General features: G+C 72.4%; 22 protein-coding genes. 5 read left to right on the top strand and 17 right to left on the bottom strand.

Annotated features, from left to right (window positions below):
* Positions 1 to 605 precede the first annotated feature (605 nt).
* From ABTZ58_RS31430 to ABTZ58_RS31410, 5 genes are all read right to left on the bottom strand, one after another.
* Positions 606 to 779, bottom strand: coding sequence for a hypothetical protein (locus ABTZ58_RS31430; protein WP_351364015.1), 174 nt, complete (start codon positions 777 to 779; stop codon positions 606 to 608).
* A gap of 197 nt (positions 780 to 976) precedes the next feature.
* Complete coding sequence (locus tag ABTZ58_RS31425) at positions 977 to 1,501, bottom strand: hypothetical protein (protein WP_351364012.1); 525 nt, start codon at positions 1,499 to 1,501, stop codon at positions 977 to 979.
* A 35-nt stretch (positions 1,502 to 1,536) separates the two neighbouring features.
* Complete coding sequence (locus tag ABTZ58_RS31420) at positions 1,537 to 2,109, bottom strand: GNAT family N-acetyltransferase (protein WP_351364009.1); 573 nt, start codon at positions 2,107 to 2,109, stop codon at positions 1,537 to 1,539.
* Positions 2,087 to 4,333: an MMPL family transporter gene (locus ABTZ58_RS31415; RefSeq protein ID WP_351364006.1), complete on the bottom strand. Its 2,247-nt coding sequence runs from the start codon at positions 4,331 to 4,333 to the stop codon at positions 2,087 to 2,089. Before ABTZ58_RS31415 ends, ABTZ58_RS31420 begins: the two co-directional genes overlap by 23 nt.
* A 167-nt stretch (positions 4,334 to 4,500) precedes the next feature.
* Positions 4,501 to 4,860, bottom strand: a complete 360-nt coding sequence (locus tag ABTZ58_RS31410) for a hypothetical protein (protein WP_351364003.1) — start codon at positions 4,858 to 4,860, stop codon at positions 4,501 to 4,503.
* Positions 4,861 to 5,050: 190 nt separating this feature from the next.
* Here ABTZ58_RS31410 and ABTZ58_RS31405 point away from each other — a divergent pair, with 190 nt between their 5' ends.
* Positions 5,051 to 5,854 (top strand): SAM-dependent methyltransferase, encoded by an 804-nt coding sequence (locus ABTZ58_RS31405; protein WP_351364000.1) that lies wholly within the window; start codon positions 5,051 to 5,053, stop codon positions 5,852 to 5,854.
* A 61-nt stretch (positions 5,855 to 5,915) separates the two neighbouring features.
* Here the strand turns inward: ABTZ58_RS31405 and gatB are convergent, their stop codons facing one another.
* The 5 genes from gatB to ABTZ58_RS31380 all read right to left on the bottom strand — a co-directional run bounded on the left by gatB (position 5,916) and on the right by ABTZ58_RS31380 (position 9,962).
* Positions 5,916 to 7,430, bottom strand: coding sequence for an Asp-tRNA(Asn)/Glu-tRNA(Gln) amidotransferase subunit GatB (gene gatB, locus ABTZ58_RS31400; RefSeq protein WP_309094392.1), 1,515 nt, complete (start codon positions 7,428 to 7,430; stop codon positions 5,916 to 5,918).
* 15 nt (positions 7,431 to 7,445) lie between these two features.
* The gene (locus tag ABTZ58_RS31395; protein ID WP_351363997.1) at positions 7,446 to 7,685 is read right to left on the bottom strand and encodes a hypothetical protein; all 240 of its coding nucleotides are present in this window, start codon (positions 7,683 to 7,685) and stop codon (positions 7,446 to 7,448) included.
* The gene (gatA, locus tag ABTZ58_RS31390) at positions 7,682 to 9,175 is read right to left on the bottom strand and encodes an Asp-tRNA(Asn)/Glu-tRNA(Gln) amidotransferase subunit GatA (protein WP_351363994.1); all 1,494 of its coding nucleotides are present in this window, start codon (positions 9,173 to 9,175) and stop codon (positions 7,682 to 7,684) included. The genes ABTZ58_RS31395 and gatA overlap by 4 nt, the downstream gene beginning before the upstream one ends.
* Positions 9,176 to 9,179: 4 nt before the next feature.
* Positions 9,180 to 9,476 carry an Asp-tRNA(Asn)/Glu-tRNA(Gln) amidotransferase subunit GatC gene (gene gatC / locus ABTZ58_RS31385; protein WP_031117542.1) on the bottom strand — a complete coding sequence of 99 codons (297 nt, stop codon included), beginning with the start codon at positions 9,474 to 9,476 and terminating at the stop codon, positions 9,180 to 9,182.
* Between the two features lie 114 nt (positions 9,477 to 9,590).
* Positions 9,591 to 9,962 (bottom strand): DUF4267 domain-containing protein, encoded by a 372-nt coding sequence (locus ABTZ58_RS31380; RefSeq protein ID WP_351363990.1) that lies wholly within the window; start codon positions 9,960 to 9,962, stop codon positions 9,591 to 9,593.
* Positions 9,963 to 10,055: 93 nt separating this feature from the next.
* Between ABTZ58_RS31380 and ABTZ58_RS31375 the strand changes: the two genes are divergently transcribed.
* Positions 10,056 to 10,643: a TetR/AcrR family transcriptional regulator gene (locus ABTZ58_RS31375; RefSeq protein WP_351363987.1), complete on the top strand. Its 588-nt coding sequence runs from the start codon at positions 10,056 to 10,058 to the stop codon at positions 10,641 to 10,643.
* 79 nt (positions 10,644 to 10,722) lie between these two features.
* Here ABTZ58_RS31375 and ABTZ58_RS31370 read toward each other — a convergent pair whose 3' ends face one another.
* The 6 genes from ABTZ58_RS31370 to ABTZ58_RS31345 form a co-directional block, all read right to left on the bottom strand.
* Positions 10,723 to 13,005 carry a putative bifunctional diguanylate cyclase/phosphodiesterase gene (locus ABTZ58_RS31370; protein ID WP_351363984.1) on the bottom strand — a complete coding sequence of 761 codons (2,283 nt, stop codon included), beginning with the start codon at positions 13,003 to 13,005 and terminating at the stop codon, positions 10,723 to 10,725.
* Between the two features lie 257 nt (positions 13,006 to 13,262).
* Positions 13,263 to 15,458: an NAD-dependent DNA ligase LigA gene (ligA, locus tag ABTZ58_RS31365; RefSeq protein WP_351363981.1), complete on the bottom strand. Its 2,196-nt coding sequence runs from the start codon at positions 15,456 to 15,458 to the stop codon at positions 13,263 to 13,265.
* Positions 15,459 to 15,473: 15 nt separating this feature from the next.
* Positions 15,474 to 16,481, bottom strand: coding sequence for a methionine synthase (locus ABTZ58_RS31360; RefSeq protein ID WP_351363978.1), 1,008 nt, complete (start codon positions 16,479 to 16,481; stop codon positions 15,474 to 15,476).
* Between the two features lie 29 nt (positions 16,482 to 16,510).
* Positions 16,511 to 17,200, bottom strand: a complete 690-nt coding sequence (locus ABTZ58_RS31355) for an SDR family oxidoreductase (protein WP_351363975.1) — start codon at positions 17,198 to 17,200, stop codon at positions 16,511 to 16,513.
* Between the two features lie 26 nt (positions 17,201 to 17,226).
* Positions 17,227 to 17,766, bottom strand: coding sequence for an LOG family protein (locus ABTZ58_RS31350; RefSeq protein ID WP_351363972.1), 540 nt, complete (start codon positions 17,764 to 17,766; stop codon positions 17,227 to 17,229).
* On the bottom strand, positions 17,763 to 18,566 hold the full coding sequence (locus ABTZ58_RS31345; RefSeq protein WP_351363969.1) for a class I SAM-dependent DNA methyltransferase: 804 nt from the start codon (positions 18,564 to 18,566) through the stop codon (positions 17,763 to 17,765). The genes ABTZ58_RS31350 and ABTZ58_RS31345 overlap by 4 nt, the downstream gene beginning before the upstream one ends.
* Positions 18,567 to 18,648: 82 nt before the next feature.
* Between ABTZ58_RS31345 and ABTZ58_RS31340 the strand changes: the two genes are divergently transcribed.
* Positions 18,649 to 18,972 carry a DUF427 domain-containing protein gene (locus tag ABTZ58_RS31340; protein ID WP_309094401.1) on the top strand — a complete coding sequence of 108 codons (324 nt, stop codon included), beginning with the start codon at positions 18,649 to 18,651 and terminating at the stop codon, positions 18,970 to 18,972.
* A gap of 61 nt (positions 18,973 to 19,033) precedes the next feature.
* Positions 19,034 to 19,816: an alpha/beta fold hydrolase gene (locus ABTZ58_RS31335; protein WP_351363964.1), complete on the top strand. Its 783-nt coding sequence runs from the start codon at positions 19,034 to 19,036 to the stop codon at positions 19,814 to 19,816.
* Positions 19,817 to 19,881: 65 nt separating this feature from the next.
* Here ABTZ58_RS31335 and mnmA read toward each other — a convergent pair whose 3' ends face one another.
* Entirely contained in the window at positions 19,882 to 21,012 is a 1,131-nt protein-coding gene (gene mnmA, locus ABTZ58_RS31330; protein WP_351363961.1) for a tRNA 2-thiouridine(34) synthase MnmA, read from the bottom strand.
* 60 nt (positions 21,013 to 21,072) lie between these two features.
* On the opposite strand from mnmA, the gene ABTZ58_RS31325 reads away from it, so the two are divergent.
* Positions 21,073 to 21,738: an N-acetylmuramoyl-L-alanine amidase gene (locus ABTZ58_RS31325; RefSeq protein ID WP_351363958.1), complete on the top strand. Its 666-nt coding sequence runs from the start codon at positions 21,073 to 21,075 to the stop codon at positions 21,736 to 21,738.
* Positions 21,739 to 21,912 lie beyond the last annotated feature (174 nt).

Raw genomic sequence — 21,912 nt, 5'->3', positions numbered from 1 at the left:
GGCCGTAGCGGACGCGGGGGTCGCAGCCGGTGCGGGCGACTCATCGGCAACGGGCGCAGGCCCCGCTGCGGACGCACGCGGCGTAGCCGGCACACACACCCCACCGGCCGCCGCAGCTCCCGTAGCGGGCGCAGGCCCCGCAACGGGCTCGGGCGCCGCACCCGGCGCGGGCACCCCACCGGCAGCGGCTCCCGTAGCGGGCACGGCTGCCGCAGCGGGCGCAGGTGCCGTACCCGGCGCGGGCCCCACGCCGGGCGCAGACGCCTCACCGGCCACAGTCCCCATAGCGGGCGCAGGCCCCGCAACGGGCTCGGGCGCCGCACCCGGCACAGGCAGCCCACCGGCAGCGGCTCCCGTAGCGGGCACGGCTGCCGCAGCGGGCGCAGGTGCCGTACCCGGCGCGGGCCCCGCGCCGGGCGCAGGCGTCCCGCCGGACGTGGGCATCGCACCGGTCGCAGGCGCCGTACTCGGCACAGGCCCTGCCGGGCCGGGCGCAGGCGCCGTACCCGGCGCGGGGCTCGCGCCTGGCGCGAGCCCCGTAGCGACGGTGGCCGCGGGGGCTCTGGCGGCCACCGTCGGCCTGTCGGCCGTTGCCGGCTTCCCGTTCACGCGATGCGGGTCGAGCGGAGCCGCCGGAAGCGGCGGGTATGGCTTTCGTGCTCGGCGGAGGCGTGGCGGGCTGCGCGACGGGCGCGGTCGGCCTCGCGGACGCGGCGCTCGTGGTCGGCCCGGCGGATGAGGTCGGCGGTGCGCATCTGCTGCAGTTCGTACTCGTACATGACGTGTCCTCGGTGAGAGACCGGTCCCGGAGGGGTTCCTCCGCGATGTCTCCACCTTCGTCTCCCAGGCGGGGCGGCCACATCGGGAGAGTTCCGCATCTTGGGAGGCCGGCGGGGCCTTAGACACGCGTGAGGGGTCTTAGGCCCTCCGTAAGACGCTCACGGAGGGCCTAAGACCCCTCAGGACCCGTGGCGGGTCAGCTCGCGGACGGCAGCCCGAGCAGCACGTCGGTGTACTTGAGGACGGCCAGGAGCAGCCCGATGACGCCGAGGGCGACACCCGCCCAGGCGACCGACTTGATCCAGGGGGCCTGGACCCGGCCGGGCGTGCCGAACGCGGGCCGGGCGAGCACCACGACGCCGACGACCAGCGCGGTCAGCGCGAACAGGCCTCCCCACAGGGCGGTGGTCTGCCAGGCGTCGCCGTAGACGGCCTGGATCTGCTTGGCCACGCTCGCGTTCTGCGCGGTCTCCAGCTGGCCGATCAGATTGCGGCGGGCGGAGGCCACCGTGCCGACCCAGCTGCCGGTGAGCGAGACGACGCCGAGGGCTGCGGAGACCACGGCACCAGCGCCCTGGCCGACTCCCTGGGAGCCGTCCTCCTTGGTCACGGGGGCCGGGACCTCGGACCCGATCACCTCGTCGGACTCGGTGATGTCCACCGCCTTGTCGTCGGTCGTGGCCTCGGTGGCCTCGGTCTCGTCCACTGCGTTCGTTGCCATGCCTCGCACCGTAGGGTCGCTGTCTGAGAAGTCTCTTAATGATCGCTGTGACCGGCACGCGCGCGTGCCTCGCGCCACTCGGGCGCCAGCACGGACCAGACTTCGAGATCGTGCCGTAGGCCACCGTAGTGGTGAGCCGCGCGGCGCACGCCGTCGCGGGTCATGCCGAGTCGCCGCGCCACGTTCAGACTCGGCTGGTTGCCCGAGGCGGCGACCCATTCGACGCGGTGGATGCCGCGCTGCTCGACGGCCCAGTCGATCAGCACCCGCATCGCGCGCGTGACCAGGCCCCGGCCGGTCCCGGCGGGCTCCAGCCAGCAGCCGACCTCGCAGGTGCCGTTCGCCGCGTCGAAGTTGAGGAACAGCACACCGCCGACGAGCGTCCCGTCCAGCCACAGTCCGTGCAGGGAGCCGGTGTCGGCGGCCCGCATGTCGGCGTAGACCTGGAGCTTCGCGCGGGCGGAGAGCAGGTCCGTCTCGGTCGTGCCGAACGGGATGTACCGGCCGATGAACTCCCGCCCCCGCTCCAGGTGCGCCAGGAACTCCCCGGCGTGCCAGGGCTCCAGGGGGCGCAGTTCGGCGCCGTCACCCAGGGATATCGCGTACATCCCGCTGCCGCTCCTCCTCCGCCAGGACGTCCGCCGCCTCGGCGTCCGTCGCGGCGGCCAGCCTCTCATGGGTGGCCCGCGTCTCGGGCGGTTCGATGCTGATGCGTGGCATGCGCCGGTCGAGCCAGCGGGGCAGCCACCAGTTGGCGCCGCCGAGCAGGTGCATCAGGGCGGGCACGAGCAGCGTGCGCAGGACGAAGGCGTCCAGGGCGACGGCGGCGGCGAGGGCGATGCCGAACATGGCGATCACGCGGTCGCCGCTGAGCACGAAGGCCAGGAAGACCGAGATCATGATGACCGCCGCCGAGTTGATCACCCGGCTGGTCTCGGCGAGGCCGACGCGGACGGCCCGCCGGTTGTCGCCGGTCTCCAGCCACTCCTCGTACATCCGGCTCACCAGGAAGACCTGGTAGTCCATGGACAGACCGAAGAGCACCGACACCATGATCACCGGCAGGAAGGGCTCGATGGGTCCCGCGCTGCCGAGGCCGAGCAGTTCGCTGCCCCAGCCCCACTGGAAGATCGCGACGACCACGCCGAAGGCGGAGGCCACGGCGGCGACGTTCATCGCGGCGGCCTTCAGCGGGATGCCGATCGACCGGAAGGCCAGCAACAGCAGCAGGCAGCCCAGGCCGATCACGACCCCGACGAAGACGGGCAGCTTGGCGACGATGACGTCGGCGAAGTCGTCGTAGCCGGCCGTCATGCCGCCCACCTGGACGTCGAGCGAGGTGCCCGACTCGGCGCGGGGCAGCACCTCGTCGCGCAGCCGGTCCACGAGGTCGCTGGTCCGCTGCGACTGCGGGGAGGAGTCGGGTACGACGGTGAGGTAGGCGGTGTGGCCGCCGGAGCCGAAGGTCACCGGGGTGACCGAGGCGACGCCGTCGGTGGCGCGCAGCGTGGCGTCGAGATTGTCCAGGGCGAGCTTGTCGCCGGCTCCGTCGACCTCGGTGACGAGGGTGAGCGGGCCGTTGACGCCGGGGCCGAAGCCGTCGGCGAGCAGGTCGTAGGCCTGCCGGGTGGTGGCGGTCTTCGGGTCGTTGCCCTGGTCGGAGGTGCCCAGGTGGAGGGAGAGCGTGGGCAGCGCGAGGACGGCCATGACGACCAGTGCGACCGCCCCGAGCAGCTTGGGGTGGCGCTCCACGAACGCCGACCAGCGGGCGGCGAACCCGGTGGGCAGCTCGGGCTGGGGCCCGTGCTCCGCCAGGCGGCGGCGTTCACGGCGGCTGAGCGCGCGCATGCCGATGAGGGACAGCAGGGCGGGCAGCAGGGTCACGGAGGCCGCGACGGTGAGGACCACGGTCAGACCGGCCGCTATCGCCACGCCGTTGAGGAAGCTCAGGCGGAGGATGAGCATGCCCAGCAGGGCGATGCAAACGGTGGCACCCGCGAAGACGACGGCCCGTCCCGTGGTCTGCACGGCGTTCGTGGCGGCCTCGGTGACGGACAGGCCGCGCTTCAGCCCGCGCCGGTGCCGGGTGACGATGAACAGCGCGTAGTCGATGCCGACGCCGAGCCCGATCAGCATGCCGAGCATGGGGGCGAAGTCGGCGACGGTCATGGCGTGCCCGAGCAGCACGATCCCGGCGTAGGCGGTGCCGACGCCGACCAGGGCCGTGGCGATGGGCAGCAGCGAGGCGGCGAGCGAACCGAAGGCCAAAAACAGCACGACGGCGGCCACGAGCACGCCGACGACCTCCGCGACGTGCCCGCCGGAGGACTGGGTGAGCGCGACGGCGCTGCCGCCCAGCTCCACCTGGAGCCCGTCGGCCCGGGCGCTCTCGGCGGTGGCGACGACGGCCCGCGCCTCGCCGTCGTCGATGTCCTGGGCCTGCTCGTCGAAGGTGACCGTGGCGTACGCGGTGCGGCCGTCCGCGCTGATCCGGCCCGTGCCCGGGCCGTCGTAGGGGCTGGTGACCGAGGCCACGCCGGGGAGGTTCTCGATGCGGTCCAGGGTCCGGGCCATCGTCTGCTCGACGTCGGCGGCGCGGACGCTGCCGGACTCGGTGTGCCAGACGACGGTGTCACTGTCGCCGCCGAGCTGCGGGAAGCCCTCGTGCAGCAGTTCGGTGGCGCGGCCGGACTCGGTGCCGGGGACCTGGTAGTCGTTCGAGTACGTGGTGCCGGCGACGGCGGCGCCCGCGGCGACCCCCGCGAAGGCGAGGAGCCACAGCAGAACGGTGGCCAGGCGGCGTCGGACACACCAGCGTGCGAGGGCTGCCACGAAACGTGCTCCCAGAGTTACTTTTTGTGGATCTTTGACCGGGAACAGTCGTCCCTGAACTGAACGGCCCGCAAAGAACGCATGAGCAATGCATGGCCACTCTTACAGGCGAACGAGATCGTTTGTCGGTTTGTGGGGTTGTTCACAGCGGTCGCGGTCCGTCGCGATCAGTCGAACTGGTCCCCCACCGCCATGACCATGGCGCCCCCGATCAGCAGCCACAGCGCGCGCCGGGTGCGGCCCCGGGAGCCCAGGACGGCGGCGGCCGCGCACACGGCGGCCCCGGCGGCGTACGCGGCCGGGGCGAGGGCCGGTGCGGAGCCGGTGAGGCGGAGCAGTGCGGCGGCCAGGCCCGCGAGGGTCAGGGCGGCTCCGGTGCCGACGGCGGTCCAGCGGGCCCGGCGGGCGCCCTCCGGACGGTCTTCGGCGTCGTCCTGTTCCGGCGGCTCTGCGGGGTCGTCCTGCTCGACGGCCGTCTCCGGGCCCGCTATCTCCGGGTCGGTGTCGGAATCAGCGCGTCCACTCATGGCCGAGACGGTAGCGCGTCGGCCGGAAAACCCAGGTGCGGGGCCTGTCGTGGGCCTGTTAGCGTCCGCGGGTCCGAGGAACGCCCGCGGCCTCCCGCCGCCCGGCCGAAGCAGGTGCATTGTTTGACGGTCCGACCGAGCTCCGACGCATCCCCCTTCTTCCTCAAGGACTCAAGGAGCCCGTTCACCGATGCCGGACATCACTTCCCGGACCTCGAACGACCCCCTCGCTGACCGTGTGAGCCACCCCGGCTACCCGCGCAGCAACGGCTACGACGCCCGCTGGACCGTCGACAACCAGATGGGCCCGCACGCGCTGTGGCTGCTGGAGTGGCTGGCCCCGGCCCTGGGGCTCGACACCCTGAGCCCCGGCTCGCACGTGCTCGACCTGGGCTGCGGACGCGCCATGACCTCGATCTTCCTGGCCAAGGAGTACGACGCCCGGGTCACCGCCGCCGACCTGTGGGTCAAGCCCAACGAGAACGCCGGGCGCGTCGCCGAGGCGGGCGTCGCCGACCGCGTCCTGCCCGTGCTCGCCGAGGCGCACGCCCTGCCGTTCGGCGCGCACAGCTTCGACGCGATCGTCTCCGTCGACGCCTACCAGTACTTCGGCACCGACGACCTGTACCTGCCCGAGCTGGCGCGGCTGCTGAGGCCCGGCGGGCGGATCGGCGTCGTCGTGCCGGCGCTGCGTGAGGAGATCGACGGCGTCGAGCCGCCGGAGCACCTCACGCCGTACTGGGAGCCCGCGTTCTGGTGCTTCCACACCGCCGCCTGGTGGCGCCGCCACTGGACCCGCAGCGGGGCCGTGGAGGTGGAGACCGCGGACTGGCTGGAGGACGGCTGGCACGACTGGCTGCGCTGGTGCGAGGTCGTCGCCGACGAGCACACGGACCCGTGGCACGTCGAGATGGCCGGCCGGTCGGCCGAGATGCTGCGCCTGGACCAGGGCCGCACGCTGGGCTTCGTCCGGATCGTGGGGCGCCGCCCGTAGGACGTGACAGGGGGGATGCGCCGGGTCCGGCGCATCCCCCCTGTGTCGCGTCCGCGTGGGCTCAGCCCTCGCTGACGCCCAGCTTCTCCAGGATCAGTTCCTTGACGCGCGCCGCGTCGGCCTGTCCCCGGGTCGCCTTCATGACCGCGCCGACCAGGGCGCCGGCCGCGGCCACCTTGCCGCCGCGGATCTTGTCCGCGATGGCCGGGTTCCCGGCGATGGCCTCCTCGACGGCGGCGGTGAGGGCGCCCTCGTCGGAGACCACCTTCAGACCGCGCTTGTCGACGACCTCGTCGGGGGTGCCCTCGCCCGCCAGGACGCCCTCGATGACCTGACGGGCCAGCTTGTCGTTCAGGTCGCCCTTCGCGACGAGCTCGGTGACCCGGGCCACCTGCGCCGGCGTGATCGCCAGCTCGTCGAGCGCCTTGCCCGACTCGTTGGCGCTGCGGGCCAGCTCACCCATCCACCACTTGCGGGCGGACGCCGCGTCGGCCCCGGCCTCGATGGTGGCGACGATCGGCTCCAGCGCACCGGCGTTGAGGATCGCCTGCATGTCGGTGCCGCTGATGCCCCACTCCTCGCGGAGCCGGTTGCGGCGGACCAGCGGCAGCTCGGGCAGGCCGGCGCGGATCTCCTCGACCCACTCGCGGGACGGGGCGACCGGCACCAGGTCGGGCTCCGGGAAGTACCGGTAGTCCTCGGCCTCCTCCTTCACGCGGCCCGAGGTCGTCGACCCCGTGTCCTCGTGGAAGTGCCGGGTCTCCTGCACGATCGTGCCGCCGGAGGAGAGCACGGCCGCGTGCCGCTGGATCTCGAAGCGGGCCGCGCGCTCCACGGACCGCAGCGAGTTGACGTTCTTCGTCTCCGAACGCGTGCCGAACTTCTCGGTGCCGTGCGGGCGCAGCGACAGGTTCACGTCGCAGCGCATCTGGCCCATCTCCATGCGGGCCTCGGAGACGCCGAGCGCCCGGATGACCTCGCGCAGTTCACGGACGTAGGCCCGCGCGACCTCGGGCGCCCGCTCGCCCGCGCCCTCGATCGGCTTGGTGACGATCTCGATGAGCGGGATGCCGGCGCGGTTGTAGTCCAGCAGGGAGTGGGACGCGCCGTGGATGCGGCCGGTGGCACCGCCGACGTGGGTCGACTTGCCGGTGTCCTCCTCCATGTGGGCGCGCTCGATCTCCACGCGGAAGGTCTCGCCGTCCTCCAGCTGCACGTCGAGGTAGCCGTTGAAGGCGATCGGCTCGTCGTACTGGGAGGTCTGGAAGTTCTTCGGCATGTCCGGATAGAAGTAGTTCTTCCGGGCGAAGCGGCACCACTCGGCGATCTCGCAGTTCAGCGCGAGGCCGATCTTGATGGCGGACTCGACGCCGGTCGCGTTGACGACCGGGAGCGCGCCGGGCAGGCCGAGGCAGACCGGGCAGGTCTGGGTGTTGGCGTCCTGGCCGAGGGCGGTCGAGCAGCCGCAGAACATCTTGGTCTTGGTGCCGAGTTCGACATGGACCTCGAGGCCCATGACGGGGTCGTACGACGCGAGTGCGTCCTCGTACGACACCAGGTCGGTCGTGGTGGTCACGGTGAAGGTTCCCTCTCAGCCCAGCAGAACGTCGTCGTCGCCCAGCTGCTTCAGCTCGCGGTAGAGAATGGCCAGGTTGGTGACGACGGCCGCGCCGGTGATGACGGCGTCGAGCAGCCGCAGCGTGTCGTTGTCTCCGCGGGCCTTCTTGATCTGCTTGTAGACCCCGACGGCGCCGAACGCCGACGTGGCCATCGAGATGTACAGACCGGACCTGGACTTTTTGAAGCCCTTGGCCTTGGACAGTGCGCTCACAGCGACGGAGCCTCCTCGATCAGCGGGTGGCCCCACTTTTCCACGAAGGCTGCCTCGACGGCGGCGCCCACCTTGTAGAGGCGGTCGTCCTTCATGACGGGGGCGATGATCTGCAGACCGACCGGGAGGTTGTCCTCCGGGGCGAGGCCGCACGGCAGCGACATGGCCGCGTTGCCCGCCAGGTTGGTCGGGATGGTGCACAGGTCGGCGAGGTACATCGCCATGGGGTCGTCGGCGCGCTCGCCGATGGCGAAGGCGGTGGTCGGGGTCGTCGGGGAGACGATCACGTCGACCTGCTCGAACGCCTTGTCGAAGTCCTGCTTGATGAGCGTGCGGACCTTCTGGGCGCTGCCGTAGTACGCGTCGTAGTAGCCGGAGCTGAGCGCGTACGTGCCGAGCATGACGCGGCGCTTGACCTCGGGGCCGAAACCGGCCTCGCGGGTCAGGGAGGTGACCTCCTCGGCCGAGTGCGTGCCGTCGTCGCCGGTCCGCAGGCCGTAGCGCAGGCCGTCGAAACGGGCGAGGTTGGAGGAGCACTCGGACGGCGCGATCAGGTAGTACGCCGACAGCGCCAGGTCGAAGGAGGGGCAGTCCAGCTCGACGATCTCGGCGCCCAGTTCCTTGAGCAGCTCGACGGACTCGTCGAAGCGCTGGATGACGCCGGCCTGGTAGCCCTCGCCGCGGAACTGCTTGACGACGCCGACGCGCATGCCCTGGACGCTGCCGTTGCGGGCGGCCTCGACGACCGGCGGGACCGGGGCGTCGATGGACGTCGAGTCGAGCGGGTCGTGTCCGGCGATGACCTCGTGCAGCAGGGCCGCGTCGAGGACCGTGCGGGCGCAGGGGCCGCCCTGGTCCAGGGAGGACGAGAAGGCGACCATGCCGTACCGGGACACCGCGCCGTAGGTCGGCTTCACGCCGACCGTGCCGGTGACCGCGGCGGGCTGGCGGATGGAGCCGCCGGTGTCCGTGCCGATGGCCAGGGGCGCCATGTGCGCGGCCAGCGCGGCGGAGGAGCCGCCGCCGGAGCCGCCGGGGATCTTCGTCAGGTCCCAGGGGTTGCCGGTCGGGCCGTAGGCGCTGTTCTCGGTGGAGGACCCCATGGCGAACTCGTCCATGTTGGTCTTGCCGAGGATGACCACGTCCGCGGCCTTCAGCCGCTTGGTGAGCGTCGCGTCGTACGGCGGGATCCAGCCTTCGAGGATCTTCGAGCCGACGGTCGTCGGGATGCCCTCGGTGGTGAAGATGTCCTTCAGCGCGAGGGGGACGCCGGCGAGCGGGCCGAGCTTCTCGCCGCGCTCCCGCTTCTCGTCGACGGCACGCGCCTGGGCGAGAGCGCCCTCGCGGTCGACGTGCAGGAAGGCGTGCACCTTCTCGTCGACGGCCTCGATGCGGGCGAGGTGGGCCTCGGTGACCTCGACGGCCGTGAGTTCGCCGGAGGCGATCTTCGCGGCGGTCTCGGCGGCGGTGAGCTTGATGATGTCCGTCACGGTCTTAGTCCTCCCCCAGGATCTGCGGCACCTTGAAACGCTGCTGCTCCTGGGCCGGGGCGCCGGAGAGCGCCTGCTCGGGGGTGAGCGAGGGACGGACCTCGTCCGGGCGCATGACGTTCGTCAGCGGGAGCGGGTGCGAGGTCGGCGGTACGTCTTGGTCGGCGACCTCGCTGACGCGGGCGACCGCGCCGATGATGTCGTCCAGCTGTCCCGCGAAGTGGTCGAGCTCTTCGGGCTTCAGCTCCAGACGCGCCAGCCGGGCGAGGTGGGCGACCTCCTCGCGCGTGATGCCAGGCATGCAGCGATCCTCTGGGGTGAGTGAATGTGGTGTGGCCCAATCCTATGGGGCGGGGGGCCGTGCCCGTGAAACGGTTTGCCGGGTTCGCGCGGGGCGGGCGGGGGACGGCGGCTCTCAGAGCGCGAAGAGCAGTCCCGCACCGATCAGGACGACGACCGCGGTGGCGAAATGGATCCCGAAGGCCACCGCTTTCGCGCCGCCGTGACGCAGCACGATCAGGGTGTCGCCGAGCGGCACGAGCGCGACGGCGAGCAGGAACCAGGCCTCGGCACGGGCTCCCACGAACACCAGCAGCGCCAGCCCGACCAGCCCGAGGGTGCCGTCCCGCAGGCCTTTGATCGCCAGGTAGGCGCCGGCGTCCCCGCCGGGCTCGGCCGGTACGCCGTAGCCGGCGGCGGCGGGGGCGGGGCGGAACAGGAACCGGTAGCCGAGGAACAGGCAGAACAGGTTGAGCCCGACGGCCAGCGTGTACGCGGTGACGGTCATGTCTCTCCTCGATGTGCGTATCTAGCACTGCTAGGAACGCGAGCGAAGCTATCAGAGCATCGGCAGCATTTCTAGCGGTGCTAGCATTCCGTCATGACGATCCAGACGCGCCGGGAGCGCGAACGAGCCGAACGCGAGCGGCTGATCGTGACGGCCGCACGGGAGCTGGCGGAGACGGAGGGCTGGGACGCGGTGACCACGCGCCGGCTCGCCGAGGAGATCGAGTACAGCCAGCCGGTCCTCTACAGCCATTTCAAGGGCAAGAGCGCCATCATGGCGGCCGTGGCCGTACAGGGCTGCGCGGATCTGGCCGACGAGCTCCGGGCGGCACGCACGGCGGCCGGAAGCGCCCGGGAGGCACTGGCGGCGGTCGGCGGGGCGTACACCGCCTTCGCCCGGCGGCGGCCCGCCCTCTACGACGTGATGTTCACGCTCGCCGTGGACCTGCCGTTCGCCACGCCCGAGGCGCCGGCGGCCCTCCAGGACGCGTTCAACGAACTACTGCTGGCGGTCCGGCCGATCGCCGCCGAGGGCGAGGACACGGCGCTGCTGACGGAGACGTACTGGGCCGGGCTGCACGGGCTGGTGACCCTGATGCGCAGCGGCCGGCTGCCCGAGGAGGCACACGAGCGACGGCTGGCACTGCTGATCGGCCACTTCGTGCCGCAGGGCACGGACTGAGCGCCCCGGCCGCGTCATCTGCCGCACGAGCCGCTCGGCCAAGCGGGCGGGCGGGACGGGCGGAGCGGCGGGCGGGAGGTCACTCGTCGGCCGTCGCCGCGGGCAGTGCGGCGCGCGGCCGCTGCCATCCCCGCGGTCCCCGGGCGCGGAGCCAGGCCGTGGTCTCCTCGGGCGGCATCGCGGCGGCGACCAGCCAGCCCTGCACGGCGTCGCAGCCGAGGTCGCGCAGACGCTCCCAGGTCTCGTCGTCCTCGACGCCCTCGGCGACGACGAGCAGCCCGAGGGAGTGCGCGAGGTCGACCGTGCAGCGCACGATCTCCGCGTCCTCGTGGTCGAGCACCAGCCGGGCCACGAAGGAGCGGTCGATCTTCAGCTCGCTGACGGGGAGCCGGCGCAGGTGCACCAGGGAGGAGTAGCCCGTGCCGAAGTCGTCCAGGGACATCTTCACGCCGTGCGCGGTCAGCCCGTTGAGCGTGTCGGCGGCGCGCTGCGGGTCCTCCAGCAGGACGTGTTCCGTTATCTCCAGTTGGAGCGCTCCCGCGGGCACGCCGTGCCGGGCCAGCCGGGCGGCGACCGAGCCGGCGAAGCCGGGCGTGTGCACGTCACGCGGGGAGACGTTCACCGCGACCGGCACGAACAGGCCCTGGGCGCGCCAGCGGGCGACCTGCCCGAGCGCGGTCTCCAAAACGTACTCGGTGAGGTGGGGCATCAGGCCCGAGGACTCGGCGATCGCTATGAACTCGTCCGGCGGCACCTTGCCCCGCTCCGGGTGCACCCAGCGGACCAGGGCCTCGAGGCCCGCGACCTGTCCGTCGAAGCGGACCTTGGGCTGGTAGTGCAGGTGCACCTCGTGCGCGTCGAGCGCCCGGCGCAGATCGCCCAGCAGACCGAGCCGGTCGGGGGTGTTGGAGTCGCGCTTGGACTCGTACACCTCGACGCCGGTGCGGTCCCGCTTGGCCTGGTACATCGCCACGTCCGCCCGGCGCAGGAGTCCTTCGGCGTCGAGTGCGTGGTCGGGGAAGACGGCGACTCCGGCACTGGCCTCCAGGACCAGCGTGAGGCCGTCGAGGTCGAGGGGGGAGCTGAGCGCGGTGACCAGCTGGCGTGCGATGCGGGTCGCGGACGTCGTGGAGTCGGCGACCGGCAATAAGACGGCGAACTCGTCCCCGCCGAGCCGCGCGGCCTCCGCCCCGCGCGGCAGCGCCACCCGCAGCCGGTCCGCGATCTGCAGCAGCAGCCGGTCACCGGCCAGATGACCGAGGGTGTCGTTGACCGACCGGAACCGGTCGAGGTCGATCAGCATCAGGGCGGCGCGGGCGTCGATCCGCTCGGCGTCGTCCAGCGCGGTCCAGATGCGCTCCAGCAGCCACTGACGGTTGGGCAGCCCGGTGAGCGGGTCGCGCAGCTGCTCCTCGGCCCGGGCCCGGGCTATCCACAGCGTGGAGTCCAGGGCGATGAGGGGGATGGAGAACAGCGGCAGCAGGATCGGCTTGGCCACGGCCACCACGCACACCAGCGGCGCGATGCCCAGCAGCGCGACCGCGACCAGGCCGTGTCTGACCAGGGCGGTGCGGGCGACGGTGGGCAAACCGGAGCGCGGGGCGTGCAGATACCAGAGCAGGACGCGGGTGACGGCGAGGTAGGCGACGGCGACCAGGGCCACCTCGGGCGCGGTGGCGAGCGTCCAGGCCCCGGGGTCCGTGGGGGACTCGACGGAGGGCACCGTGCCGAAGGCGGCCAGCACCAGGGCGCCGGCGCCGATCCCGAGGAGGTCGACCGCCCCGTGCAGCACACCCTGGCGCCAGCGGTTGCGGCGGGCTATGCCGACCAGCACGACGACCGTGAGGCTGACCATCCCGGCCGGCAGCCAGCCGTACAGCAGCAGCACGGCGAGGGTGAGGGCGGCGCCCGAGCCGGTGCCGCCCCACCAGCGGGAGCGGCCGAGCATGACGAGGTGGCCGACGATGACGCCGGTCAGCAGGGCCAGCGCCCAGCCGGTGGTGCCCGACGGGAAGAGGGCGTGCCCGTCGGTGAAGGCACGGTAGAAGCCGGCGCCCAGGACGAACCCGGCCGCCACGACGATCGCCGCGGGCAGCACGGGCCAGGACGGGTGCCGTTCGGTGTCCGCGTCCGGCCCGGCGCCGGTCGCTGCCGGGGGACGCTCGCCGGCCGGCTGTGCGGTGCGGCGGTCGTCCGCGGCGGCGCGCCCGGCGGCGGCGCGTCCGTCCGCGGTGTACTGTCCGACGGCGCGCGCCTGGTTGCCCGGATGCCCCGCCGGCCGCCCGGTCCCACGCACTGCGCGCCATGCGACCGCCACACGGCGCAGCCGTGAGCCCGGCTCGGCGCTCTCGGTCGGTTCCATTCCCGTCCCTCTCACAGCCGGCGGTGCCCACGCCCCGCGGCCCGGTGCCCGACAAACTCAACGCCCCGCGTCGGAAATCCCTTCCCCGTACTCCGCGCGAGCACGAAGATGCCCCGACCGCAGCCGGGCACGGCAGGCGCACATCTCAACAGTAGGCCGCGGAAGGCTTCCACGGGCGGCGGTCGCCGACGGTTGCCCGAATGCGCCCCGGCCACCCGTATGCATCTGGTATGCGCCGAACGGGTGGCCTTCAACCGCTACTCCTCGGACGAAAGGGCGACTTCGGCCGCCGCTTCGGGCCCCTGCTCCAGCAGGACCCCGAAACCGTCCTCGTTCAGAACCGGAACCTTCAGCTGCATCGCCTTGTCGTACTTCGATCCGGGGCTGTCCCCCACGACGACGAACGACGTCTTCTTCGAAACGGAACCGGTCACCTTCGCCCCGCGGCTCTGCAGGGCCTCCTTGGCGCCGTCCCGCGTGAAGTGTTCGAGGGTGCCCGTGACGACGACCGTGAGGCCTTCGAGCGGGCGCGGCCCCTCGTCCGCGCCGGTGCTCTCCGCCTCCATGCGGACGCCCGCGGCCTTCCACTTACGGATGATTTCGCGGTGCCAGTCCTCGGCGAACCACTGCTTGAGGGAGGCGGCGATGGTCGGCCCGACGCCCTCGGTGCCCGCCAGCTCCTCCTCCGTGGCCTGGTCGATGCGCTCGATCGAGCGGAACTCGCGGGCCAGGGCCTCGGCCGCGACCGGCCCGACGTGACGGATCGACAGGCTCGTGAGGATGCGGGCTAGGGGGCGCTCCTTGGCCGCGGCGATGTTCTCCAGCATGGCGAGCGCGTTCTTGCGGGGCTCGCCCTGCTGGTTGGCGAAGACCGTCGCGACCTTCTCCTCGCCGGTCTTCGGGTCGCGCTTGGGCAGGCCGCTGTCCTGGTCGAGGACGTACGCCTTGATGGGCAGCAGCTGTTCGACGGTGAGGTCGAACAGGTCGCCCTCGTCCGCCAGCGGCGGGGTCTTCGGCTCCAGCGGGGCCGTGAGGGCGGCCGCGGCGACGTAGCCGAAGTGCTCGATGTCCAGCGCCTTGCGGCCCGCGAGGTAGAACAGGCGCTCGCGCAACTGGGCCGGGCAGGTACGGGCGTTGGGGCAGCGCAGGTCGACGTCGCCCTCCTTCATCGGCCGCAGCGGGGTGCCGCACTCGGGGCACTCGCTCGGCATCACGAACTCGCGCTCGCTGCCGTCGCGCAGGTCGGCGACGGGGCCGAGGATCTCCGGGATGACGTCACCGGCCTTGCGCAGCACCACCGTGTCGCCGATGAGGACGCCCTTGGCCTTGACCACGTCCTGGTTGTGCAGCGTGGCGAACTCGACCTCGGAGCCGGCGACCGTGACCGGCTCGACCTGGGCGTACGGGGTGACCCGGCCCGTGCGGCCCACGCCCACGCGGATGTTGACCAGCTTGGTGTTGACCTCCTCCGGGGCGTACTTGTACGCGATCGCCCAGCGGGGGGCGCGCGAGGTGGAGCCGAGGCGGCCCTGGAGGGGGATCTCGTCGAGCTTGACGACCACGCCGTCGATCTCGTGCTCCACGGAGTGGCGGTTCTCGCCGAAGTGGGCGATGAACTCCCGTACGCCTTCCAGGCCGTCGACCACCTTGTTGTGCCGCGAGGTGGGCAGGCCCCAGGTCTTGAGCAGGTCGTAGGCCTGGGAGAGGCGGGTCAGGCCGGTGAAGCCCTCCAGGGCACCGATGCCGTGGACCACCATGTGCAGGGGGCGGGTGGCGGTGACGCGGGGGTCCTTCTGGCGCAGGGAACCGGCGGCCGCGTTGCGCGGGTTGGCGAAGGGCTTGTCGCCGGCCTCGACGAGGCGGGCGTTGAGCTCCTGGAACTTCTCCATCGGGAAGTAGACCTCGCCGCGGATCTCCACGAGGTCGGGGACGTCGTCGCCCTTGAGGCGGTCGGGGATCTCCGCGATCGTCCGCACGTTCGGCGTGATGTCCTCGCCGGTGCGGCCGTCGCCGCGGGTCGCCGCGCGGGTGAGGCGGCCGTGCTCGTAGGTGAGGTTCACGGCGAGGCCGTCGACCTTCAGCTCGCACAGGAAGTGGTAGTCCTGCTCGCCCAGTTCCCTGGCGATGCGCTCCGTCCAGGCGGCCATCTCGTCGTCGTTGAAGGTGTTGTCCAGCGAGAGCATGCGCTCGCGGTGGGCGACCGCCGTGAACTCCGTCTCGTAGGACCCGGAGACCTTCTGGGTCGGCGAGTCCGGCGTGCGCAGCTCCGGGTGCTCCTCCTCCAGCGCCTCCAGGGAACGCAGCAGCTGGTCGAACTCCGCGTCGCTGACGACGGGAGCGTCCTTCACGTAGTAGCGGAAGCGGTGCTCCTCGATCTGCTCCGCGAGGCGCGCGTGCTTCTCCCGTGCCTCGGCGGGCACCGTCGTCGTCTCCGCTTGCTTGTCGCCGGCCACCGTGTCGTCCTCCCGTTACTCTGGGTTGTCCGCGAGGGATCTCGCCGCCCTGACACAGTGGGCGAGAGCCTGGCGCGCGTACCCCGGGGAGACCCCCGCGAGTCCGCACGCCGGGGTGAGGGTGACCGCCTCCGCGAGATGCCCCGGAGACAGCCCCAGCCTGCGCCACAGCGTCCTGACACCCATGACGCTACCGGCAGGGTCTGACAATGGTCCCTCCACGGACGGGACGATGCCGGCGAACAGCCGGGTGCCGCCCTCCACCGCCTCGCCGATCGCCTCGTCGTCACGCTCGGTGAGCAGGGAGAAGTCGAACGAGACGGCCGCCGCACCCGCCCGGCGGAGCAGGGCGAACGGGACGTCCGGGGCGCAGGAGTGGACGACGACCGGGCCGTCGGGGTGCGTCCCGACGAGGTCGCGCAGCGTCTGCTCGGCGATCTGCCGGTCGACGGCCCGGTGGGTGCGGTAACCGCTGGCGGTCTTCACCCGGCCGCGCAGCACGGCGGCCAGGGAGGGCTCGTCGAGCTGGAGCACGAGCTGCGCGCCCGGGACGCGCCGCCGCACCTCGGCGAGGTGCTGGCGCAGTCCCTCGGCGAGGGAGGCGGCCAGGTCGCGGCAGGCGCCGGCGTCGGACAGGGCCGCCTCGCCGTTGCGCAGCTCCAGACTGGCGGCGAGGGTCCAGGGGCCGACGGCCTGGACCTTCAGTGGCCCCTGGTACTCCTGGGTGTGCTCCTCCAGCGCGTCGAGGTCCTCGCGGAGCCAGGAGCGGGCCCGCTTGGTGTCCCGCCCCGGCCGGTCCCCGAGCCGCCAGCCGCTGGGCTCCACGCGCGCGTACAGCTCGACGAGCATTCCGGCGGTCCGGCCGATCATGTCCGCGCCGGGGCCCCGGGCGGGCAGTTCGGGCAGGAAGGGGAAGTCCTCGAAGGTCCCGGTGGCGGTCTTGGCGGCCTCCCGGGCGTCACCTCCGGGCAGGGAGCCGACACCGGTGGCCGCACCGAACCTGAACTGGCTGTTTTCGCTCACCGCGACAGCCTAGTGAACGGGTGCCGGGGTCAGGCGCCCGGCCGCACCGTCAGGTCGTTGACCTCGGCGTCGCGCGGCAGGTCCAGGGCCATCAGGATCGTCGTGGCCACCGACTCGGGGTCGATCCACTTCGAGGCGTCGTACTCCTTGCCCTCCTGCTGGTGGACCTTGGCCTGCATGGGGCTGGCCGTGCGGCCGGGGTAGACCGAGGTGACCCGCACCCCGTTGCCGTGCTCCTCATGGCGCAGCGCGTCGGCGAGGGCCTTCAGCCCGTGCTTGGAGGCGGCGTAGGCGGACCAGTCGGCGTGGGCGTTGAGGCCGGCGCCGGAGTTGACGAAGAGCACGTGGCCGCGGGCGGCGCGCAGCTGGGGCAGGAAGTGGCGGGTCAGCTCGGCGGGGGCGACGAGGTTGACGTTGAGCTGGTGGCGCCAGGTCTTCGGGGTGAGTTCGCCGACCGGGCCGAGGTCGACGACGCCGGCGATGTGCAGCAGCGAGTCGACCCGGTCGGGCAGGGACTGGTGGGAGAAGGCCCAGGAGAGCTTGTCGGGGTCCGTCAGGTCGCCGACCAGGGTCCTGGCGCCGGGGAAGCCGGCCGCCAGCTCCTTCGCGCGGGCCGCGTCACGCGCGTGCAGCACGAGCTCGTCCCCGCGCGCGTGCAGGCGGCGGGCCACGGCCGCGCCGATGCCGGATCCGGCCCCGGTGATCACATGAGTAGCCATGCCCGCCATGCTCGCATCACAGGCGGTCAGGCGATGCCCCGGCTCTCCTCCAGGTAGGCCAGCGCCCCGACCGGCTCCTCCGCGAAGAAGACCAGGTCGGTCAGCGGGCGGGGCAGGAAGCCCTCGTCCTCCATGCGGCGGAACTGCTCCTTGAGGCCGTCGTAGAAGCCCGCCGTGTTGAGCAGGACCACCGGCTTGTCGGTGTGCCCGTGCTTCTTCAGCTCCAGGATCTCGGTCGCCTCGTCGAGCGTGCCCGTCCCGCCGACCATGACGACCACCGCGTCGGCCTTCTCCAGCAGCAGCCGCTTGCGCTCGGCGAGGTCCTCGGCGATCACCATCTCGTCGACACCCGGGCGGGCCTTGGCGGCGAGGAACCGCACGGAGACGCCGGCCAGCCGGCCGCCCGCCTCCTGCACGCCGTCGGCGACGACCTTCATCAGGCCGACGTCGGAGCCGCCCCACACGAGCGTGTGACCGCCCTTGCCGAGCAGCTCGGCGAACTCCCGCGCGGGCCGGGTGTAGCGCTCGTCGAGGTCGGCGGCGGAGAGGAAGACACAGATGTTCATGGACCCACCGTACGGGCCGGGTCGGCGGCCGTGGTGAGGCGCATTTTGGACTGGCGGTGCGGCAGCCGCTCCCAGTCGTCCATGAACCGGGCGTCCAGGCCGTGCCGCGCGGCGAGGTCGGTCAGGGTCCGCGTCCGGTAGTAGAAGTCCTCGTGCAGCACCTGGTGCTCCTCGCCCTCGGTGCGGTCGAACGTGAAGTCGAAGAACCCGCCGGGCGCGAGGATCCGCCCGACGTGCGCGAAGCACTCCTCGATGACGGGCAGCGGCGAGTGCGAGAAGACGCTGTGCGCGTGCACCACGTCGAAGTGCGCGTCGGGCAGGAAGTCGAAGGTCAGATCGTCGGCGAGGGTGAGGTGGGGCAGCTTGGGCTGGAGCTTGTCGGCGACGAGGGTGTCCTGGGCGGCCAGCAGGATGTGCGGCGAGATGTCGATGCCGTAGTAGTGGCCGGTGTCGAGGTAGTCGATGAACAGCCGGCCGGCCCGCAGGTTGCCGCAGCCGATGTCCAGCATGCGGTGGTGCGGCCGCAGGCCGTGCCCCACCAGGTACTCGAACTGCATGCGCCCGATGCGCGTCCACGCCTCGCGCGAGGGGTTGTGTCCCACGGCCGCCTCCGCGCTGCGGGCCGCGTCCGAGGCCATCACGGCCCGGTAGTACGCGATGTGGTCGCGGTGGCGCAGCCGCAGCAGGGCGTCCCGCAGGAGGCGCCGGGCGTGCGCGGGCACCCGTTCCGGGTGGCGCAGGGCGTACCGGAGCTGGTGGACCAGGCTGCTGCGGTTTCTGGCCGGTTCCGTGGCGCGCATCTCGGCCTCCTGCGGGTCGGGGGAAGAACTCGGCTTCAGCCTGCGCTGTATCGCATGAGCCGGCTACCCGAGGAGGGCGATCGTGACGACAGGGCACCGCATCACCGTCGAACGGAGCGAGCGGCACGTGCGCGTGGTGCGCGACGGGCAGGTCCTCGCGGAGAGCGACCGGCCACTGCTCCTGCGGGAGACGGGCTGTCCGGAGCGGTACTACATCCCGCCCGAGGACGTGCGCCTGGACCTGCTGACCCCGTCCGGCACGCAGACGTACTGCCCCTTCAAGGGCACCGCGTCCTACTGGTCGCTGCCGGGGGCGGCCGACCTCGTCTGGGCGTATCCGGACCCCAAGCCGGCCGTCGCCGGGATCAAGGACCACCTGTGCTTCTACGACGTGGAAGTGACGTGATCGGCTGACGCACGGCCCGCCTCACCCAGGATCACCGTGCGGTGCGGCAGTCTCGACAGGCATGGACAAGAAGACCCTTTCGCGGGACGGCACCCGCATCGCCTACGAGAGCACCGGCCGGGGCCCCGCGGTCGTCCTGGTGAGCGGCGCGATGTCGACGGGCGGCACGCTGGCGCCGCTGGCGGTGTCGCTGTCGGAGCGCTTCCAGGCCGTCGTGTACGACCGCAGGGGCCGCGGTGCCAGCGGAGACACCGCGCCCTACGCGGTGGAGCGCGAGGTCGAGGACCTGGCGGCGGTGATCGAGGCGGTGGGCGGCGAGGCGTTGCTGTACGGCATCTCCTCCGGTGGCGCGCTCGCCCTGGAGGCGGCGGCGAGCGGGCTGCCGGTGCGGCGCGTGGCCGTGTACGAGACGCCGTTCACGATGTCGGGAGAGGGCGCGAGGGAGCGCGCGGAGTACACCCGGGGGCTGACGGAGGCGCTCGGTGAGGGGCGGCGCGGGGACGCGGTGGAACTGTTCCTGCGGCTGACCGGCCTGGCCGAGAGCGTGATCCGCAACGCCCGTCAGTCCCCCATGTGGGCGGGCATGGAGACGCTCGCCCCGAGCCTCGCCTACGACGACGCCGTCATGGGTGACGGCCGGGTCCCCCGGGAGCGGCTGGCCTCGGTCGGCGTGCCCACCCTGGCGGTGGCGGGCGACGCGAGCCCGGCCTGGCTGCGCGAGGCGGCCCGGGCCATCGCGGACTGCGTCCCCGACGGGTCGTACCGCACGCTCCAGGGCCAGACGCACATGGTGGAGCCGAACGTGCTGGCGCCGGTGCTGACGGAGTTCTTCAGCCGGGGCTGAGAGGCCTGTCCTGTGCACGGCTCTACGCACGCGTGGAGCCGCCTCGGGCGGGAGCGGGGCCGGGGTCAGGCGACGCCCGCCGTCGCCCTCGTGGTCGAGGCGATCGTCGCCGAGCCCACCACGCGCGTGCCGTCGTACAGGACGATCGCCTGGCCGGGGGCCACGCCGCGGACCGGCTCGGTGAAGGTGACCTCCAGGGTGCCGTCGACGACCTCGGCGGTCACCTCGGTCTCGCCGCCGTGGGCGCGCAGCTGGGCCGTGTACGTGCCGGGGCCGGTGGGGGCGGCACCGCACCAGCGCGGCCTGATCGCCCGCAGCGCGGTGACGTCGAGGGCGTCGGCCGGGCCGACCGTCACCGTGTTGTTCACCGGGGAGATGTCGAGGACGTAGCGGGGCTTGCCGTCGGCGGCGGGCGTGCCGATGCGCAGTCCCTTGCGCTGGCCGATGGTGAAGCCGTACGCGCCCTCGTGGGTGCCGAGCTTGTTGCCGGCCTCGTCGACGATGTCGCCCTCGGCCCTGCCCAGCCGCTGTGCCAGGAAGCCCTGGGTGTCGCCGTCGGCGATGAAGCAGATGTCGTGCGAGTCGGGCTTCTTGGCGACCGCGAGCCCGCGCCGCTCGGCCTCGGCGCGGATCTCGTCCTTGGTGGTGACCGTGTCGCCGAGCGGGAACATCGCGTGGGCGAGCTGCCGGTCGTCGAGCACGCCGAGGACGTAGGACTGGTCCTTGGCCATGTCGGAGGCGCGGTGCAGTTCGCGGGTGCCGTCCTCGCGGACGATCACCTTGGCGTAGTGGCCCGTGCAGACCGCGTCGAAGCCGAGCGCGAGCGCCTTGTCGAGCAGGGCGGCGAACTTGATCTTCTCGTTGCAGCGCAGGCAGGGGTTGGGGGTGCGGCCGGCCTCGTACTCGGCGACGAAGTCCTCCACGACGTCCTCGCGGAAGCGGTCGGCGAGGTCCCACACGTAGAACGGGATGCCGATGACGTCGGCGGCGCGGCGGGCGTCACGCGAGTCCTCGATGGTGCAGCAGCCCCGCGCGCCCGTGCGGAAGGACTGGGGGTTGGCGGAGAGCGCGAGGTGGACGCCGGTCACGTCGTGGCCCGCCTCGGCCGCGCGGGCGGCGGCGACGGCGGAGTCGACGCCGCCGGACATGGCGGCCAGGACGCGGAGGGGGCGGGGGCGCTGCGGGGTGTCAGTCATAACCCCTCCAGGGTAAGGGGGCGCGGGAACCAGGACCGGCGAGTATCCGTTGACGATCACATGGGACAGCGGAAGGCTCCGAGGGACGGCGACCGGAAGGTCGGGCGCCGCGCGTTGCTGATCGGCGGTGCGGCGGCCGCGGCGGGCACGGCCGTGCTGGCCCGGGACGAGCTGGGGCGGCTGTGGTGGCGCACCCCGGGCGTGGAGAAGCCGCGCAAGGAGGGCGAGGTCGACTTCGCGGGCGCGCGCTGGGTGGCGGCGTCCGACGCGAACTGGCGGCGCGCGGACCGGCCCGACGACTTCGGCATAGACATGGTGATCGTCCATGTCACGCAGGGCAGCTTCGACAGCGCGGTGAAGGCCTTCCGGGACCCCGGGCACAAGGCGGCCACGCACTACGTCGTCCGCCAGGACGGGCACGTGACGCAGATGATCCGCGAGCTGGACGTGGCGTACCACGCGGGCAACCGCGACTACAACGAGCGCAGCGTCGGCATCGAGCACGAGGGCTTCGTGGACCGCCCGCAGGACCTCACGGACGAGATGTACGAGGCCTCGGCGCGGCTGACCGCCCGGATATGCGCGCGGTACGGCATTCCCGTGGACCGCGAGCACATCATCGGCCATGTGGAGGTCCCGGGCACGGACCACACGGACCCGGGGCCGCACTGGGACTGGGACAAGTACATGCGGCTGGTGCGCCGGGCACGCACGACGCCCGCCTGACCGGCCCGCCGGCCGGTGTCACAGGGAGGAAGAGCGGGACCGCCGGGCGGTGGTGGAGGAAGCGCTCCAGGCACCCTCGACGAGGTGGATCACAGCGGCGAGCAGGGTGAAGACCTGCTGGCGTTCAGGTCCGGAGTGTGTCCGCCCGGGCCCGGCCCCCGGCAAGGGCCCCGC

Source organism: Streptomyces sp. NPDC094143, assembly GCF_040303825.1.
In the GTDB taxonomy this organism is placed as follows: domain Bacteria; phylum Actinomycetota; class Actinomycetes; order Streptomycetales; family Streptomycetaceae; genus Streptomyces.
The sequence above is the reverse complement of the archived record's forward strand: the minus strand, read 5'-3'. Positions and strand labels throughout refer to the sequence as shown.

Coding starts and splice junctions, on each gene's coding strand:
- ABTZ58_RS31345 (WP_351363969.1), bottom strand. CDS start 18,566: ATGCGCGCCACGGAACCGGCCAGAAACCGCAGCAGCCTGGTCCACCAG.
- ABTZ58_RS31420 (WP_351364009.1), bottom strand. CDS start 2,109: ATGTACGCGATATCCCTGGGTGACGGCGCCGAACTGCGCCCCCTGGAG.
- mnmA (WP_351363961.1), bottom strand. CDS start 21,012: ATGACTGACACCCCGCAGCGCCCCCGCCCCCTCCGCGTCCTGGCCGCC.
- ABTZ58_RS31380 (WP_351363990.1), bottom strand. CDS start 9,962: ATGACCGTCACCGCGTACACGCTGGCCGTCGGGCTCAACCTGTTCTGC.
- ABTZ58_RS31350 (WP_351363972.1), bottom strand. CDS start 17,766: ATGAACATCTGTGTCTTCCTCTCCGCCGCCGACCTCGACGAGCGCTAC.
- gatC (WP_031117542.1), bottom strand. CDS start 9,476: ATGCCTGGCATCACGCGCGAGGAGGTCGCCCACCTCGCCCGGCTGGCG.
- ABTZ58_RS31335 (WP_351363964.1), top strand. CDS start 19,034: ATGGACAAGAAGACCCTTTCGCGGGACGGCACCCGCATCGCCTACGAG.
- ABTZ58_RS31430 (WP_351364015.1), bottom strand. CDS start 779: ATGTACGAGTACGAACTGCAGCAGATGCGCACCGCCGACCTCATCCGC.
- ABTZ58_RS31410 (WP_351364003.1), bottom strand. CDS start 4,860: ATGAGTGGACGCGCTGATTCCGACACCGACCCGGAGATAGCGGGCCCG.
- ABTZ58_RS31405 (WP_351364000.1), top strand. CDS start 5,051: ATGCCGGACATCACTTCCCGGACCTCGAACGACCCCCTCGCTGACCGT.
- ABTZ58_RS31355 (WP_351363975.1), bottom strand. CDS start 17,200: ATGGCTACTCATGTGATCACCGGGGCCGGATCCGGCATCGGCGCGGCC.
- ABTZ58_RS31370 (WP_351363984.1), bottom strand. CDS start 13,005: ATGGAACCGACCGAGAGCGCCGAGCCGGGCTCACGGCTGCGCCGTGTG.
- ABTZ58_RS31325 (WP_351363958.1), top strand. CDS start 21,073: ATGGGACAGCGGAAGGCTCCGAGGGACGGCGACCGGAAGGTCGGGCGC.
- ABTZ58_RS31425 (WP_351364012.1), bottom strand. CDS start 1,501: ATGGCAACGAACGCAGTGGACGAGACCGAGGCCACCGAGGCCACGACC.
- ABTZ58_RS31375 (WP_351363987.1), top strand. CDS start 10,056: ATGACGATCCAGACGCGCCGGGAGCGCGAACGAGCCGAACGCGAGCGG.